We start from the raw sequence: 15,828 nt of genomic DNA, 5'->3' as shown, positions 1-15,828 counted from the left end.
ATGTCCTGCACTCTGGAAAGCCATCGCGCGGAACTTGAAGAGCTGCTGTCCCCGGTCTTCGCCTGCCTGGACAGCGAAGTGCTGCCCGTCGATAGCCCTGAGGCCAGCGATCGAATCCTCAGCGAGGACCAGTACGCCCTTTTGCCCATCCCTGCGTTCACCAATTCGCAGATGGATGGCTACGCTGCGCGCAGCGCGGATCTGGCAGCAGCCTCGCTCCGCTCCCCCATCTCTTTGCCGTTGGGTTTCACGGCTGCCGCCGGCGACCGGCAAATACCCCTGGCTGAAGGGACGGTCAGTCCGGTGATGACCGGTGCGATGATCCCGCTGGGTGCTGACACTGTCATCCCCATCGAGGACAGCGGCTCTGGCGCTTTCCCGGAATTGGTCCGTGCCGGCGTTGGCACCCCCAGCGGCCACGCGGAATTCTCGGCCCCCAGCGTCGTGGGCCGCTTCATCCGCCCCGCCGGCGTTGATCTCGAAACCGGCGCTTTGGTGGCCAAGGCTGGAACCCGGCTGACCCCGACCATGATTGCCGCACTGGTTTCCAGCGGGCTGCGTGAAATACCGGTGCGCCGGGCCTTGAAGGTGGCCGTGTGCACAACCGGTGATGAGCTCAGCGATGGGCAGCGTTCCCAGGGCCAGATCCCGGACTCGAATTCCCCTATGCTCGCAGCCTGGTTGCGCCGCTATCAGGTGCAGGTGCGCACCTTGCAGCTGCCCGATGATCCGCAGCGCTTCGCCCTGGCCATCGATGCCTTGCAGGAACAGGTTGACCTGATCGTAACCGTGGGCGGCATCAGCGCTGGAGCCTACGAAGTGGTCCGCCAAGCGCTGTCGCCGCTAGGCGGGGTTTTCCATCATGTGGCCATCCAGCCCGGCGGCCCGCAAGGCTTCGCCCGACTGGCCAAGGCAGCGGTGCTGTGCTTCCCGGGCAACCCGGTCAGTGCCCTGCTATCGGCAGAACTGTTCCTGGCTCCGCTGCTGCGACAGCTCAATGCCCTGCCAGAGCCCTTGCCCAGGCACTACCCGCTGGCAGCCGATGCCAGTTCCCCCGAGCACAAGCACCAGGTGCGCCGAGCGCTGATCCGCGATGGCCAGGTCGCCATCCTGGATCCGGGATCCCACCTGGTCCACGATCTGGCCCGCGCCGATGCGCTGGTGCATATCCCGGTAGGCGTCAGCCAGTTGGCTGCCGGCCAAAGCATCGAAACTTGGAGCATGAATGTCTGAGAAACTCACCCACCTGCGCGAAGACGGCAGCGCCCATATGGTCGATGTCAGCGACAAGGCCGTCACCAAGCGCGTGGCCACCGCCGAAGCCATCTTCGCCACCCGCCCGGATGTTGTCCCGATGCTGATGACCGGGCAGTTGCCCAAGGGCGAGGCGTTGGGCACCGCAAGGGTCGCTGGCATCATGGCGGCCAAGCGCACCTGGGAACTGATTCCGCTGTGCCACCCGCTGCCGATTTCCAAGGTGTCCATTGATTTCACCGCCGAGGAATCCGCGGTGCGCGTCACCGCCCAGGTGACCACCAAGGGCGTCACCGGGGTGGAGATGGAAGCGTTGACCGCGGCCAGCGTTGCGGCTCTGACCCTCTACGACATGGTCAAGGCCGTGGACAAGCACGCCGAGGTCCGCTCGGTGAAGGTTTTGGCGAAGTCCGGCGGCAAGAGCGGTGACTGGGTTCGTGGAGACTAGCCGCATGGCGGCCGTGGTGGTTGCTTCGACCAGTGCCGCAGCAGGCACCGCCGAAGACAAGACCGGTCCGCTGATCACCCGGTGGCTGTCCGAGCGCGGTTTCGAGACCGGCGAGCCGACGGTGGTGGCCGACGGGCAGCCGGTGCGTTTTGCCGTGGATGATCTGCTGGCCAACGACGCGCAGGTCGTGATCGTGACCGGCGGGACCGGGGTCTCACCCGATGACCAGTCCCCCGAAATGGTTGCCCCGCTGCTGGATGTCCAGCTGCCCGGAATCATCGAGGCCATCCGCCGGCGCGGAGAAGCGACCACCGCGCTGTCCATCATTACCCGCGGGGTCGCAGGATTCTCCGGTAACAGCTTCGTCATCACGTTGCCCGGGTCCACCGGCGGAGTGAAAGACGGGCTGGCCGTCCTGGATCCGATCCTGGAGCACCTGCTGGTCCAGCGCAGCGGCGGCACCGGGCACGGCCCGCGGTAAGTTCTCTAGCACCATCATTGATCAGAAAGGCCACCAGGTTGAGCATCGAACCCGGAATCTACCAGCACTTCAAGGGCCAGCGCTACGAGGTGCTGGCCGTGGGGAAGCACAGCGAAACCGAAGAGCCGCTGGTCTTCTACCGCAAGCTCTACGACGACTACAGCTTCTGGGCTCGGCCGCTGGAGATGTTTGCGGAACACGTTGAACGCGATGGCTACAACGGCCCGCGTTTCGCCAGGATCGCCTAGGGCAAGTTGCAGATTTCCCTGGACCTACTGCGAGTCGGCAACGTTATAGCGTTCCAAGGCCTCGGCAAAGGCCGAGATCTGCTCTTCGCTCCAGCCCTCCAGACGATCGGTTACCGCAGCGCGGTGCACGGCGGCGGAAGCCTGAAGCCGCTCGCGGCCCACGCCAGTCAGTTCCACTACGCGGCCGCGCCCGGATTCCGCATCGTCATAGGCGATATATCCCAAGTCCAGCAGCGTGCCTACCTGCCGGGAGACTGTCGAGCGGTTCAGCGAGAACGCCTCGGCAATGTCGGTGGCCCGGGTTCCGGGAGTATCGGCAATGAAGCGCAGCAGGGAATGCTCCACGAGTGTCAGCGGCTCGGCCAGCTGGCGTGAGCGCGTATTGGCACGTCGGGTAATCATTTGCATGTGATGGAAGATCGATTGGATATCGGCTTCCCGCTGTTCCTTGCCCATGTTCCGAGTCTAGTACGCAGGGCTTTGCCGGGCACTCAATGTTGCATCATGCAACATTAAGCGTATTCTTTAATGCTGATGACTCTCACCGACAACGCCCCGCGCCAATCCCCCGCTTCCAAGCATGCCGATAATCCGGCCAAGAAGAAGTCCCCCGCAGCCAAGCCGGCACCACTGGGCTGGGGAAAGCTCGCGTTGACCATGCTGATCCCGTTCTTCCTGTGCGCCATCATGGGATTGTTCTATCTGGGGGCCTTCCACGCGCCCAGTCCGCACAACGTGCAGGTGGCGGTGGTGGGCGATTCCGCGCAATCCAAGGTTTTCGCCCAGACCCTGCAGGATGGGTCCGACGGTGCATTGAATGTGCGCACCGTCGCCGATGCGGACCAGGCCCGGAAACTGGTAGAGCAGCGCGAGCTCCTGGCCGCCTACGAAACCAGCGGCGGCACGGCAACGCTCTACAGCTCTAGCGCCGCGTCGGAAACCTCGGCGAATATCGCCCAGAAAGTCTTCTTGGACGTAGCCTACGAACAAGGCCAGCCATTGCGCATCGAAGATGTCGTGCCCACCGGCGAGCAGGACACCACCGGGCAGGGGCTGTTCTTCCTGCTGGTCGCCTTGAGCATTGGCGGCTACGCCAGCGCCGTGCCGCTGGCCGGGTTCATGGGCAAGGTTAAGCTGCCCGTGCGCTTCGCCATGGCGGCGGTTGCCGCAGCGGTGGTTGCCACAATCGCGGTGCTGATCGCGGGCCCGGTCTACCGGATCATCGAGGATCATTACGCGGGCATCTGGCTGATTTCCTGGGTTTACGCCGCCGGCATCACCCTGCTGGGCCTGGGCCTGCATCCACTGCTGCGCCACTGGACCACCCCGACGCTGACCTTGTGCTTCGTCGCGTTGAACTTCACCAGTTCCGGCGGGATCTTCCAGCCGCAAATGCAGCCGGGATTCTACGGTGCACTCAATACCTTCTGGAATGGCGCCGGATGGCTGCACGCAGTGCAGACCCTCGTCTACTTCCCCGGGCAGTCCATCGGCATGGATATCCTGCGGCTAATCCTCTGGCTGATCCCCGGCATCCTGCTGGTCATCCTGACCCACGCCTGGAGCGTGCGCAGAACCCGCGTAGCCGATGAAAATGCCAAGATCCGGGACGTCGAGGAAACCGTCGCCGCGTAGCGGCACGCGCCGCGGGGATTATTCCCTGCCGGATGCCGTTCCTAGCTGCGCAAGAGCCAGGAGCGCGCGGAGCCCAAGGCTCGGCGCAGTCCGCTCACCGCGTCATCCATGACCGCGGTTCCCACATCCTGGAAGGACCCCATACCACCGCGGTAGAGTTCCAAGGCCTTCCGGGCAGCCTCTCGCAGCTGCTCTCGGCTTTCAATATTCTCGAAAAGGCCTCTTCGAGCCAGCGTGCCGCATGGGCGCGTTGCGCGTCATGGTCCTGGGCCGCTGCGAGATGCAGCTTCTCGATCGCCGCGCGGATTCTGCTCAGTGACTGCTCGACATTGTCCATGACACAAGGTTATCCCGGCCGTCGGGCACTGCTGCCCGCCAGCCGCGCTTCAGGACTTGCCCAGCGGTATCAGGTCAAGTTGCGCGGTGATATGGCTGCGGACGTCGTTCAGTTCATCCATGTTGATCCCGTGGGCCAACCCCGGGTAGGTGTGGGCGGTCAGGGTCGAATGCTCGGGCAGGAACTTGGCGGTGCGTTCAATGGCGACCGGGGCAATGACCCGGTCTTCGGTGCCACGGCCCCAGAACACAGTTGGACGCTGCGCGGCGATGATTTCATCGGCTGGCTGGGTGCCGCCTAAGACGAATCCGCCCAGGATCGTGGTGGCCAGCACCCGCTCGGGCCGGGTGCGCAGCAGCTGGCTGGCCATCAACCCGCCCTGGGAGAAACCGATTGGAATGATCTTGGTGGCGGTGTCTACATTTGCATCGATCCAGGCCCAGATCGCCGCGGTGGCCGCTTGCACCGGCGCCGCGTCGGGGACGCCCGGAGTGGTGATCTGGAACCAGGCGGCCCCGCCGTGGCCCAATTCCAGCGGAGCGCGCAGCGAAGCCCAAGGCAGATCCAATCCCAGCGGTTCGGCGAGCGAGCCCAGGTCGTGTTCATTGGAGCCGAAGCCATGCAGGAAGACCAACACGGCACCGGATTCCACGGCGTCATCCCAGTTGGAAGAACGCACTTCGCTCAACAAGTTGCTCATGGCAGGTCAACTCCTCATCAGTTGCCGGTGACGGTGCCCTGGGGAGGAATTGCGGATTTCGCTTCTCCCCGGCAAAACTCAATAGTTCAAGCATACTGCAATTTGTTGAAGATACAAGTAAATTCTGTCACTTAAAATTCGTCATCCTGGCCGTCACATACTCCCGCCAAGGCCCATTCGGAATTTCTGAAGCGATCTACGCCGCGATCGAGCTCACCCCCCGCCAAGAGTCGCGAGGCAGAAGCGCGAACCAGCTGGTCAACAAAGATAATCGCGGGCCGGAATCGACCCCAGCCCAATGCGAAAACTTGTGGATTTCCTTTGGCGGAATCACTGATTCCGGAGGCATCCCGTCCCACTTCACGCAAAAATTTGGCGACAGAATCCACGAATCTCAAACTCAGGATCACGGACCGGGGCATTCGTAAATTCCGCGCAACATGGTCATTAACGCTTGAGAACCACACTCTGGACCAGACTGCGGTTCTCAAGTTCACATTATATTATTCCGGATTCATAAACGGCGCTGAATCTTGTCGCCGTGATTTGAGAATTCACCGGTAGGAGCGAGTGATGATTATCCGATATTCATCGCCCAGGGCTTCCACGAGTTGCCGCCGGAGCACTTCACCTTCGGCCCAGTGAACCGAACTTAGATCTTGCTCTGTCCAGCCAGCAACTTCGTCATACTTATCGATAAATCTTTGATTCCATTGAATCAAACGATTCGCAATGTCCTCGGGAACCATCGGAAGTGGATCACCGCTAAAATATCCTTGTTCATAGGGCATTTCAATGGGCAAAATGTTCGTCCACTGGGGAACGATCATGAGAGTTTTCGTCATGCGTTATCTCCTCACCTGCACGCCGGCTTAGAACTTGGATAAGACGTTATAACCAACTTGTTCGTTTTCGAAATAACGACGGTCGGGTTGAAAGTTACCTTTTTTGTACGTTTGGCATTCGTAAGCACAATCGGTGCGCTATAACAGAGCTTTCCGCCGCCCGCATTGCGAATCATCGCAGGATTTTTCAGAATGCTGCGCGTTGCGTAATCCATAAAATCATCCCAACGCCCATATCCTCCCACAGAACCAATACGCTTGGCCCACTCATATGCATGTCGAGACTTTATGTGCAAGTATCCAGAGGTGCTAGACGTTCCACACTTCAGATTAACTTTTCCGCCAGCAAACGCACTATAGCCCTTAGCTGTGTAAGAAGTTACATTCCAACCTCTATTACGAGAGACGTTACAATTGAAGCTGTCTATCGCGCCCAGTAGCGCTGGATTTGCTACCTGAAGTCCGCTTGGCGACTCTGCATCTGAAGCTGGCGGGAAAATCAGCGAACTGTGCTCGTTCAATTGTTCCACCGATATTTCCGTGATCGTCGAATCTGTCGTTACCACAGTGTTTAGCGGTTGCGCATTTGCAACGACCGTTGAAGACATTGCAAGTCCCACACCGGCAATGACTGCCAAAATCTGCCTAAACTTCACTTTGCTTTGTCCTTTGATAATCGATTTTTCTACTAACGATGGTAATCATAACTCACTTGGATTATTGAAATTACGTTTGGAAGAAATATTTTCAATTAGTTCGACAGCCGTAGGCAGCCGCACGCCAGTAATTTGAGACTAGAACCTTGCATAAACTCGCAAAGGGCAAGTCCAAGCTCTTGAGCTTGCATGCGCCGGCCAGCCAACCGCTCACACGGGATGCTGTGTGTACCTTGTCTTTTCTGGGCACCGCACGCGGCTGATACCCGCCGTCGTATTCTAGATCCGTTTCTTTCCTGTCAAGGACGGGCAACCATGCCCGCTTAGGTCAGCGCCTCCGCCATAGATCCACAGGCCCACCCCGGCGTCAAAGACTGGCAAACTGCCGACTCACTCTTTGTCGACCAATGGTGGGAATCTGCCTGGCCGCTGCCGGATTTTATTGCTGCGGGTGTCACTGCAGATGCAACGCCGGTGCACGCTTGCTGTTTTAACCAAGGCGAACAGGAAGTGCGCAACGCCCTGGACAGCGAGCGTTTCCGGGGTAAGCTGGCCATGCTGGACCAGTTGCCGTCCGTCATTCGGGCCTCAAAATCAGAACAGCGCCCGGCCGCCGGTGAGGCCGAAAGGCTGCTGAGCGCGTCGATCCGCTCCCTGGAAGACGCCCACCACGACTCCGGCGAGGCCGCCGCGGGAGCCGTCCGCGACGAGGCACTGCACCAGGAGCGCAAGGCAGCCAAGGCACTGATGCATCTTGCCGAGTCCCTGGCCTACGGAGGGCTTGATGGCGCCGGTGCGCTGCTGCGGCACGTGCGCAAGCTACAGAGAATCCTAGGCCGGCACCAGGACAGCGCGATGCTGCGAACTTACCTGGACTCGGTTGCCCAACGGGACGATTCCTCCCTCAAGCTGCTCAAGGCCTGCTGCAAGATGCTGGACGCCGAAGAAGCCATCTCCGCCGCCGTGGTCCGCGATTATTCCAAAACCTGGCATGATGCTCAGCTCTCTGGCCTGGCCGCACTTCGAGACTAGGCAGGCGAGCATGGAGATCCTTCCAGCCGGGATCCGCGCGAATCCCGTCAATAAGCGCTGGCCTGCGCGGCTCGCTTCATGGCAAGCTGAAATCGAGCGCTGCTGAAGAGGTCAGCGGCCTATGGGAAGGGGCATCCCATGATTTTCGACCCGTCCAGGACCGCAGTGGTGTCCATCCACAACCAGGGGGACATCATCGGGCCCAATGGCGCCTTCGCGGACATGTTCCACGAGCAGATCACCCGCCGGAACGTGGTGGGCCAACTGGCCGGGCTGCTGGAGCAGGCCCGCACGGCCGGCGCCCCCATCATCTACACCCGCATCGCCTTCGCACCGGACTATAGCGATCTGGTGCCCAATTCCCCGCTGCTGCAGATGGTGCAGCAGGCAGGCTGCCTGGTGGACGGCACCGAATCGGCGGCCATCATTCCGCCGCTGATCCCGAGCCCCGGCGATGCTGTCATCACCAACCAGCAGGTCGGCGGCTTAGGCACGGAACTGGCTGAATTGCTCCGATCCCGCAACATCGGCACCCTGCTGATCGCCGGGGTAGCCACCAATATCTCGGTGGAAAGCACGGCCCGGGCTGCTGTGGACCACGGCTACCGGGTGGCGATCGTGGAAGATGCGTGCTCGGCGGCCACCGAAGCGGCGCATGCAGCGAGCATCGAGTCACTCGGGCTGCTCGCCACGATCCTCACGTGCGACGAAATCCAGTGGGATCCGGCCGTCGCGTGATCCCCTGCGTGTGCTAGCGGCTAGAGGCCAGCGCCTCGCGCACCTGCTGCGCGGCCTCGAAAAGCCGCGGCAGCACCGCTTGGGCTGCCTCCTGCGCGCTGTCGCTGGTATTCGGACGCACGCTCATCGACACGTTCATCGCGGCGACCACGGTGCCATCGGCACTGAATACCGGCACCGCCACCGAGCGCAGGCCGATCTCCAATTCCTGGTCCACCACGGCATAGCCCTGGGTACGGATCCGTTGAAGTTCAACGCGTAGCTGATCCGGGCCATCGATCCCCAGCCCGGTCATTGAATGCACGCCGGCGGCGATCACCGCCTCGCTGATTTCTTCAGGCTGGTAGGCCAAAAGCACCCGGCCCATGGAGGTATTGGCCGCCGGGAAGCGGGTGCCCACCGAAATGCCCACGCGCATGATCGAACGGGTATGCACCCGGGCGATGTAGACGATCTGCGATCCGTCCAGGATGGAAGCGGAGGCCGATTCATGCACAGCAGCCGAGAGTTCCTCAAGCACCGGTTCGATCAGCTGCGGCAAGGTGGCGCTGGACAGGTACGAGTACCCCAGCTGCAGGACCTTGCTGGTCAGCTCGAAATGCTTGCCGTCGGTGCGCACATAGCCCAGCTCCACCAGGGTCAGCAGGAACCGCCGGGCGGTGGCCCGGGACAGGGCAGTGCGTGCGGCGACCTCGGAGAGGGTCATTGACGCGTGATCGGCATCGAAGCTGCTGATCACTGCCAAGCCGCGGGCCAGGGACTGGACCGATGTGGTTGTTGCTGCCTGCTCGCTCACCGTGCTCCTTGCGCGCTGGAAATGATTGCGGGGTGCGCTTCCGGGACTCGGATGCGCACCCCACTAATCTACTGGGTCTTCTAGGCCTGGGTGAGTTCCACCGGGACCTTGGCGGCCAGCTCCTCGAAGCTGATGCCATGGGTGGAGCGCACGAAGACCTTGGCATCACGCAGCTCGAAGACGGCTACTTCGGTGTAGATCCGCGAGACGCAGTCCAGCCCGGTGACCGGATAGCTCAGCGTTTCAACCAGCTTGGATTCCCCGGCCTTGGTGAACAAGCTCATCATCACCCAGGTCGCCTTGGCGCCAATGGCCAGGTCCATGGCCCCGCCCACGGCGGGGATGGCGCCTTCGGCACCGGTGTGCCAGTTGGCCAGGTCGCCATCCTTGGAGATCTGGAAGGCACCGAGCACGCACACGTCCAGGTGCCCACCGCGCATCATCGCGAAGGAATCCGCATGGTGGAAGAAGGAGGCGCCGGGCAGCTGCGTGACCGGGATCTTGCCTGCATTGATCAGATCCGGATCGATGTCCTCGCCGGTGGCGACCGGGCCCATGCCCAGCATGCCGTTCTCGGTGTGCAGGGTGACGCCCTGTTCCTTGGTGAGGTAGTTCGAGACGTTGGTCGGCTGGCCGATTCCCAGGTTCACGAATGCCCCGGCCGGGATGTCCGCGGCAACGAGCTGCGCCATTTCATCGCGGGTGAGCTTTGCTTCGGTGGTGGTCATTGCGCTCATTACTTTTCCCCTCCCAGTTCCACCACGGTATCCACGAAGATGCCCGGGGTGATGACGTTTTCCGGATCGATGGAACCGGCATGGACAACCTCGTCCACCTGCACGATGGCCGACTTGGCCGCGGTGGCCATGATCGGGCCGAAGTTCCGCGCGGTCTTGCGGTAGACCACGTTGCCCAGCGTGTCGGCCTTCAGCGCCTTGATCAGCGCGAAGTCGGCGTAGATCGGGGTTTCCAGGACGTAGCCCTTGCCATCGATCACGCGGGTCTCCTTGCCCTCGGCCAGCAGCGTGCCGTAGCCGGTGGGGGTGAAGAACCCGCCGATGCCTGCGCCGGCGGCGCGGATGCGCTCGGCCAGGTTGCCCTGCGGGACCAGCTCCAGCTCGATTTCCCCGGCGCGGTAGGCCTCATCGAAGTGCCAGGAATCGGACTGGCGAGGGAAGGAGCAGATGATCTTCTTCACCCGGCGTTCCTTGATCAGCAGGGCCAGGCCCGCGTCGGCCTGCCCGGCGTTGTTGTTCACGACCGTCAGGTCCTTCGCGCCGCAGTCCAGGAGCGCGTCGATCAGTTCCATCGGCTGGCCGGCGTTGCCGAAGCCGCCGATCAGGACGGTGGCGCCGTCGGTGATCTCGGCGACGGCGTCCGCGGCCGAGGTGGCAATGCGTGGTGCCATGATGCTGCCTTTCTATAAGCTACTTGGTTGCGTTCACGTTTTCGACGACGACAGCCAGGCCCTGGCCGACGCCGATGCAGATCGCGGCGAGCCCGTAGCGCTCGCCGGATTCTGCCAGGCGGCGGGCGACAGTGCCCAGGATGCGCAGGCCCGAGGCTCCCAGCGGGTGGCCGATGGAGATGGCCCCGCCCCAGGCATTGACGATAGCCGGGTCGATATCCCAGGCCCGGATGCAGGCCAGGGACTGGGCCGCGAATGCCTCGTTCAGCTCGACCGCGGCGATATCCGACCACTTCAGGCCGGCCTTGGCCAGAGCCTTGTTGGCGGCTTCCACCGGGGCGAAGCCGAAGAACTGCGGATCCAGCGCGGCAGCGCCGTTGGAGACGATGCGGGCGATCGGATCGGCGCCCAGCAATTCGCCGCCGCGCTCGGAACCGATGAAGGCCGCCGAGGCGCCGTCGCTCATCGGCGAGGCGTTGCCAGCGGTCACCGTGGCATTCTCCCCGGTGCGGAACACGGTGCGCAGCTTGGCGAGAGTTTCTGCGGTGGAATCAGCACGGATGGTCTCATCGCGGGTGACTTCGGTGCCGCGCTTGTTCGCCGGCGGAACCGGGACCACCAGGTTCTCGTACTTGCCAGCCTCCCAGGCGGCCGCGGCCTGCTGGTGCGATGCCGCGGAGAATTCATCCTGGTCTTCGCGGGAGATGCCGTGCTTCTCGCGCAGCTGCTCGGTGGCCTCGCCCAGCGATACCGTCCATTCCCCCGGCATGGCCGGGTTGACCAGACGCCAGCCCAGGGTGGTGTTGGCCAGTTCCAGGTTGCTCATCGGGAAGGGGCGCTCGGTCTTGGGAAGCACCCAGGGGGCGCGGCTCATCGATTCGACGCCGCCAACCAGGACCAGGTCCGCGTCGCCGGTGGCGATCTGGCGGGAGGCCGCGATCGAGGCATCCAGCGAGGAGCCGCACAGGCGGTTCATCGTGGTGCCCGGCAGCGAGGTGGGCAGCCCGGCGAGCAGGGTGGCCATGCGGGCCACGTTGCGGTTTTCCTCGCCGGCGCCGTTGGCGTTGCCGAAGATCGACTCGTCGATGTCTGCGGTATCCAGCTGCGGTGCGCGGGCTACCAGCTCGCGCACGACGTGGGCGGCCAGGTCGTCGGGGCGGTGGCTGGACAGTGCGCCGCCGATCTTGCCGAAGGGTGTGCGGATTGCGTCGTATAGGTAGGCCTGCTGCATCGTGTCACTGCTCCATCGCTGCGGTATGTTCACATCGTGAACTTGTGTTCGTAGAATGAACTTTAGCAGTTGATATCCGTACCTTCAATAGATTTCTGTTGCGGTCCGCCCGGTTCCCTGCACACAAAAGGCCCCGGCTGCCGAAGCAGCCAGGGCACTTTCCAAGTCACATATTGCTATTGCGCGTTAATCGCGACATTTAGCGGCTGCCATCCGGAAGACTCGTCGAACTCTGGATCCTGCACAGCTAGCGAGCAAATGGATCCAATGAAGTTTCCATCCTCGTCATAAGCGATCTCATCCCAATTTTCTTCAAAATCCATGCAGGAAACCGGCTCAATTTCGCTGGTCGCCTTTCCATCTGCACCGAGGACTTGGCCAGCGGCTCGCTCTATTCCAAAGCTGGCAAACACAACCTTGGGCTCGCCCGGCGATGCTTGATACTTGTCCAGGGTGCTCATGGTTTCAATAACCCTGAATTCGCCTTCGCCAATGCTTCCGCCATTGGCATAGGCCTGGTCGGTCTGGGCGATTAGCTCCTGGCACAAGGTGCAGTCCGCTGCCGAGAAGCCCTTGAGTGCGGCGGTGTCACCGCTCGCCACCGCATAATTCAGCAGCTGTACCCAGTACTCCATGGCACCTTGCAGCCCTTCCTCGGTTTTCTCGCTGAGGACCGCCGGGCGCTGCGGAACTTCGGCATTTTGCTCCGGGGAGCTCGGCGTGGGCGACACGGTGCCAGCAGAAGGATCACCGGCCCCTCCCTGGGATGCACTGACGCAACCGCTGGCTGCCAGCGTCAATGCACCTATCAAAGCTGCAAGCTTTACTTGATGATTCCGAACCATTGCCGCCGCCTTCTTGGAGTTTTTTCCGCGTTCGAAAACGACATTACATCAAGCATTTCGATAATACGACCACTATTCAAATAATGTTTTGGCTACGCTTTTCAATGTGAATCGCTGGAAAAATTCCATGTTAACTCTGGATGAACAAGGGAAATTCGACGCGATAGCGAACCCTGCTTGCACTAAAGCGCAGAGCCGCTCACCTGGATGCAGGAGAAGCGAAGCAGCCACTGCCCTAAAATAGTTCCATGGCCAATTCGCCCAGTGGGGACTCTATGCTGGACCGCTTGGTTCGGATCCTGAATTCTTTTGATCTCAACAATCAGTCGCTCAGCGTCAGCAGCCTGGCCCGGCGTGCCGACATCCCCAAAGCAACCATGTACAGGTTGCTCGATGAATTGGTATCCCATGACTTGCTGGCGCGAGACGGGTCTGGCCAGGTGCGGCTGGGTTTGCGCCTTTGGGAATTAGCCAATCGAAGCGCTGCCACCCAGGACCTTCGCACCGCGGCATTGCCGTTCATGGAGGACATCAACCAGCTGCTGGGGCAAAATACCCAGCTCTCGGTACTGCACCAGGACGAGGTGCTGATCATCGAGCGTCTCTCGCGGCCGGGCTCCGTTGTCAATCAGGCGAATGTCGCCGGACGCATGCCTGTGCACCGAACCTCGATGGGCATGGCACTTTTGGCCTTTTCACGGCCGGAAACCATTCACGGGTTCCTGGAACGCCACCACGAACTGATGACCGCCACCCATCCTGAACTCCGCGCAGAAATGGCGGAAATCCGACGCAACGGATTCGCCTCGTTCGACGGATTCATCGACCCGGAAACCACCGGTGCCGCCGCCCCGATCCTCGACGAGGCGGGCTATCAGGTTGCGGTTATCTCGGTGGTTGTTCCCCGCGACTCTGGAACACTGCAGTCCGCAGCTCTGGCGCTACGCACCGCAGCCCGGGGCATTTCCCGTGCAATGCATTTGGGCGACAACCGCTAGGCGCAATCAGGATCCCGCTGTTCGATACACGCGCTACATCCACTGGCAATGCAAGCAGTCAATAGCTTCCGAGACCATCGCGCTTCTCCGAACTCCTTGTGGAGTTGATGCCACCAATGAATTGGTCTGCGTTTCTTCCGACAACGGGCGGAAAACAAGTGGTTGGTTGCTCTCCGATGTCGGTTTCGAGCGAGATAACGAGGTAGCTCCAGATCAAGTAACGTGTTGAGATCTTCCGGGATGAAAATGTCGTAGCCAGGGCCATTCTGGTTTCCACCATCCAACGGCACGGACTACTTCAGTTCCCGACTCATCCGCGGGTGCACTATCCGAAAAGCACTCAGCCCAGGCGCATTTCGTGCATCATCACCGCCAGGCAGACCTGGCCGGCCGCTCTTGCCGCCAAGCAACCGGACACTGCCTTGCCCAAACAGGCAGGTTTCATCCCCGAGCTCTTCCTGAGGCGCGGCTCGTCCCCAGAGTCCAAGAGCGGATCTGTTCATGATGAAGCGCCAAGCCGGCTTCGTCCCGATGGCAAGCCCGCCAGTGTTGTCCACGTGCGACCGAGAATTTCGCTTGAACCCGGACGCCGCACACCATCCACGTGCCGGCCATGATTGGATGGGGTCCATCGTGGTCCTTCTAATTCGTTTGCCTTCTGGAACCAGGACCTCCCAAGTCACTGCCTGCAGCGCCATTCCTTGGCCAGTACCCGCCCAGATCCGAGGTGGCCACTGCGAATCAAAGACTGACCGCTCCCCGACTAAACGCGCCATTAAAACGCTGAAGGAGCGAAGCCCGTTGGCGCCGCCCCTCCGCTGAGAAATGTCCTAGCTGGCGGAATTCGTGCTTGCCGAATCCGAAGTTTCCTTCTCCGGGGCGTGAGGCGACGCGCCGCCGCGCAGCATCATTAACGCAACTGCCGCGCACAGCACCACAATGCCTACGCCCAGGTACAACTGGGCGGCGGTCCACGAGGCGTCAAGCAGGCTGCCGGCAGCCAGTGGAGCCAGGATCGCGCCGAAACGGCCGATGCCAATAGCCCAGCCAACGCCGGTTCCACGTGACTGCGGTGCATAGGAGGACGGCGTCAACGTGTAGAGGCCGGCTACGCAACCGTTAATGAGCATGCCAACCAGAACACCCAGGACGAAGGCCAGTGCAAGGATGCCTGCCGCCGAGATGAACACCACCATGAGCACTGAGGAAAGTACAGTGAACGCAATGAGCACCTTGCGAACGGCCCACTTGGTGGTCAAAGCGCCGAAGAGCAGGGAACCGAAGGTGCCACCGAGGGTCAGCATCAGGCCGCCGACCACACCTTGGCTTTCGGTCATGCCCGCGGTTACCAGCAGCTTCGGGGTCCAGCTGTTCACGAAGTAGAAGCCGAACATCACCGCGAAGAAGGCCACCCAGATCACCGCGGTCACCCGGCGTGTGTCCGGCGAGAAGAGCGCAAGGACTGCGTGGCGGCTTCGGCCAGATGCGGAGCTGCCCTGTTCTGGCAGGGCCACGTTCTCGGCACCCAGGTGCATTTTGCGTGCCAGCTTGCTCAGCTTCTCGGCGGTTCGCGCAGTACGCCGGGTCAGCAGGAAGTCAACGGATTCGGGGACGACGGCCAGCAAAGCCAGGAAGGCGACCATCGTCAGCACTCCTCCGAAAATGAAGACCGAGCGCCAACCGTAATGGGCCTGCAGCGAGACCGCCGCCATGCCGCCCAAGGTGGCGCCGACTCCGTAGCCGGCGGTGTAGATGCTGACCGCCATGCCCCGCCAGCGTCCATTGGAGTATTCGCTGGTGATCACGTTGGTGCACGCCAGAATGCCGCCGACTCCCAGGCCGGTGACGATACGCCAGATGGCAAGGCTCGCCATGGAATCCGCGGTGGCTGAGAGGAACATGCCCAGCGATGCCAGCGCGGTGGTTCCCAAGAGCATCGGACGGCGTCCGAACAGGTCGGCGAATGGAGCCAGCAACAATGAGCCGGCAGCCATGCCAAAGAGGCCTGAGCTGAGCAGTACGCCCAGCTGGGCGCCGTTCAACGAGAATTCTTCGGAAACCTGATTTGAGGTAAAGGCCATGGCCAACACATCAAAACCGTCGAGGGCGTTCAAGAAGGTGCAGACTGCGACGACGAGCCATTGAAAGGCCGACATCGGTGAATTTTCAATTCTCT

Annotated in this window: 19 protein-coding genes; 8 read left to right on the top strand and 11 right to left on the bottom strand. The window is 61.6% G+C overall.

Annotated elements, in window-relative coordinates; all coding sequences use genetic code 11:
- Genes ACIOU9_RS14690 through ACIOU9_RS14675 form a run of 4 tightly spaced genes read left to right on the top strand, consistent with a single transcriptional unit; the run spans position 1 to position 2,431 of the window.
- Positions 1-1,233, top strand: a complete 1,233-nt coding sequence (locus tag ACIOU9_RS14690) for a molybdopterin molybdotransferase MoeA (RefSeq protein WP_402697356.1) — start codon at positions 1-3, stop codon at positions 1,231-1,233.
- Entirely contained in the window at positions 1,226-1,702 is a 477-nt protein-coding gene (gene moaC, locus ACIOU9_RS14685; RefSeq protein ID WP_332487502.1) for a cyclic pyranopterin monophosphate synthase MoaC, read from the top strand. Before ACIOU9_RS14690 ends, moaC begins: the two co-directional genes overlap by 8 nt.
- Positions 1,692-2,183 carry a molybdenum cofactor biosynthesis protein B gene (locus ACIOU9_RS14680; RefSeq protein ID WP_105658556.1) on the top strand — a complete coding sequence of 164 codons (492 nt, stop codon included), beginning with the start codon at positions 1,692-1,694 and terminating at the stop codon, positions 2,181-2,183. Before moaC ends, ACIOU9_RS14680 begins: the two co-directional genes overlap by 11 nt.
- A 38-nt stretch (positions 2,184-2,221) precedes the next feature.
- Entirely contained in the window at positions 2,222-2,431 is a 210-nt protein-coding gene (locus ACIOU9_RS14675; RefSeq protein WP_013347838.1) for a DUF1653 domain-containing protein, read from the top strand.
- Between the two features lie 24 nt (positions 2,432-2,455).
- Here ACIOU9_RS14675 and ACIOU9_RS14670 read toward each other — a convergent pair whose 3' ends face one another.
- Positions 2,456-2,887 (bottom strand): MarR family winged helix-turn-helix transcriptional regulator, encoded by a 432-nt coding sequence (locus ACIOU9_RS14670; protein WP_133834408.1) that lies wholly within the window; start codon positions 2,885-2,887, stop codon positions 2,456-2,458.
- A 78-nt stretch (positions 2,888-2,965) separates the two neighbouring features.
- Between ACIOU9_RS14670 and ACIOU9_RS14665 the strand changes: the two genes are divergently transcribed.
- Positions 2,966-4,066 (top strand): hypothetical protein, encoded by a 1,101-nt coding sequence (locus tag ACIOU9_RS14665; RefSeq protein ID WP_402697354.1) that lies wholly within the window; start codon positions 2,966-2,968, stop codon positions 4,064-4,066.
- Between the two features lie 41 nt (positions 4,067-4,107).
- Here ACIOU9_RS14665 and ACIOU9_RS14660 read toward each other — a convergent pair whose 3' ends face one another.
- From ACIOU9_RS14660 to ACIOU9_RS14645, 4 genes are all read right to left on the bottom strand, one after another.
- Positions 4,108-4,230: a hypothetical protein gene (locus ACIOU9_RS14660; RefSeq protein WP_402697353.1), complete on the bottom strand. Its 123-nt coding sequence runs from the start codon at positions 4,228-4,230 to the stop codon at positions 4,108-4,110.
- Positions 4,231-4,452: 222 nt separating this feature from the next.
- Complete coding sequence (locus tag ACIOU9_RS14655; RefSeq protein WP_402697351.1) at positions 4,453-5,103, bottom strand: alpha/beta hydrolase; 651 nt, start codon at positions 5,101-5,103, stop codon at positions 4,453-4,455.
- Positions 5,104-5,657: 554 nt separating this feature from the next.
- Entirely contained in the window at positions 5,658-5,948 is a 291-nt protein-coding gene (locus tag ACIOU9_RS14650; RefSeq protein WP_332487489.1) for a hypothetical protein, read from the bottom strand.
- A gap of 11 nt (positions 5,949-5,959) precedes the next feature.
- Positions 5,960-6,604 (bottom strand): hypothetical protein, encoded by a 645-nt coding sequence (locus ACIOU9_RS14645; RefSeq protein ID WP_332487487.1) that lies wholly within the window; start codon positions 6,602-6,604, stop codon positions 5,960-5,962.
- A gap of 510 nt (positions 6,605-7,114) precedes the next feature.
- Between ACIOU9_RS14645 and ACIOU9_RS14640 the strand changes: the two genes are divergently transcribed.
- Positions 7,115-7,636 (top strand): CHAD domain-containing protein, encoded by a 522-nt coding sequence (locus ACIOU9_RS14640; RefSeq protein ID WP_402473657.1) that lies wholly within the window; start codon positions 7,115-7,117, stop codon positions 7,634-7,636.
- Positions 7,637-7,774: 138 nt separating this feature from the next.
- Positions 7,775-8,374, top strand: coding sequence for a cysteine hydrolase family protein (locus ACIOU9_RS14635; RefSeq protein ID WP_402697349.1), 600 nt, complete (start codon positions 7,775-7,777; stop codon positions 8,372-8,374).
- 13 nt (positions 8,375-8,387) lie between these two features.
- On the opposite strand, the gene ACIOU9_RS14630 is transcribed toward ACIOU9_RS14635, so the two are convergent.
- From ACIOU9_RS14630 to ACIOU9_RS14610, 5 genes are all read right to left on the bottom strand, one after another.
- Positions 8,388-9,170 carry an IclR family transcriptional regulator C-terminal domain-containing protein gene (locus ACIOU9_RS14630; RefSeq protein WP_402697348.1) on the bottom strand — a complete coding sequence of 261 codons (783 nt, stop codon included), beginning with the start codon at positions 9,168-9,170 and terminating at the stop codon, positions 8,388-8,390.
- A gap of 80 nt (positions 9,171-9,250) precedes the next feature.
- Positions 9,251-9,907, bottom strand: coding sequence for a 3-oxoacid CoA-transferase subunit B (locus ACIOU9_RS14625; protein ID WP_402697346.1), 657 nt, complete (start codon positions 9,905-9,907; stop codon positions 9,251-9,253).
- Positions 9,907-10,578 (bottom strand): 3-oxoacid CoA-transferase subunit A, encoded by a 672-nt coding sequence (locus ACIOU9_RS14620; RefSeq protein ID WP_133834400.1) that lies wholly within the window; start codon positions 10,576-10,578, stop codon positions 9,907-9,909. The genes ACIOU9_RS14625 and ACIOU9_RS14620 overlap by 1 nt, the downstream gene beginning before the upstream one ends.
- A 19-nt stretch (positions 10,579-10,597) precedes the next feature.
- Entirely contained in the window at positions 10,598-11,809 is a 1,212-nt protein-coding gene (locus tag ACIOU9_RS14615) for a thiolase family protein (RefSeq protein WP_133834399.1), read from the bottom strand.
- A gap of 176 nt (positions 11,810-11,985) precedes the next feature.
- On the bottom strand, positions 11,986-12,540 hold the full coding sequence (locus ACIOU9_RS14610) for a DUF6318 family protein (protein ID WP_402697344.1): 555 nt from the start codon (positions 12,538-12,540) through the stop codon (positions 11,986-11,988).
- 362 nt (positions 12,541-12,902) lie between these two features.
- Here ACIOU9_RS14610 and ACIOU9_RS14605 point away from each other — a divergent pair, with 362 nt between their 5' ends.
- Positions 12,903-13,652, top strand: a complete 750-nt coding sequence (locus tag ACIOU9_RS14605; protein ID WP_133834397.1) for an IclR family transcriptional regulator — start codon at positions 12,903-12,905, stop codon at positions 13,650-13,652.
- A gap of 830 nt (positions 13,653-14,482) precedes the next feature.
- Here the strand turns inward: ACIOU9_RS14605 and ACIOU9_RS14600 are convergent.
- Positions 14,483-15,808: an MFS transporter gene (locus ACIOU9_RS14600; RefSeq protein WP_286172255.1), complete on the bottom strand. Its 1,326-nt coding sequence runs from the start codon at positions 15,806-15,808 to the stop codon at positions 14,483-14,485.
- Positions 15,809-15,828: the final 20 nt, after the last annotated feature.

Source organism: Glutamicibacter sp. NPDC087583 (assembly GCF_044743685.1).
GTDB lineage: Bacteria > Actinomycetota > Actinomycetes > Actinomycetales > Micrococcaceae > Glutamicibacter.
Note: the sequence above shows the minus strand (reverse complement) of the source record. Positions and strands in the feature narration are given on the sequence as shown.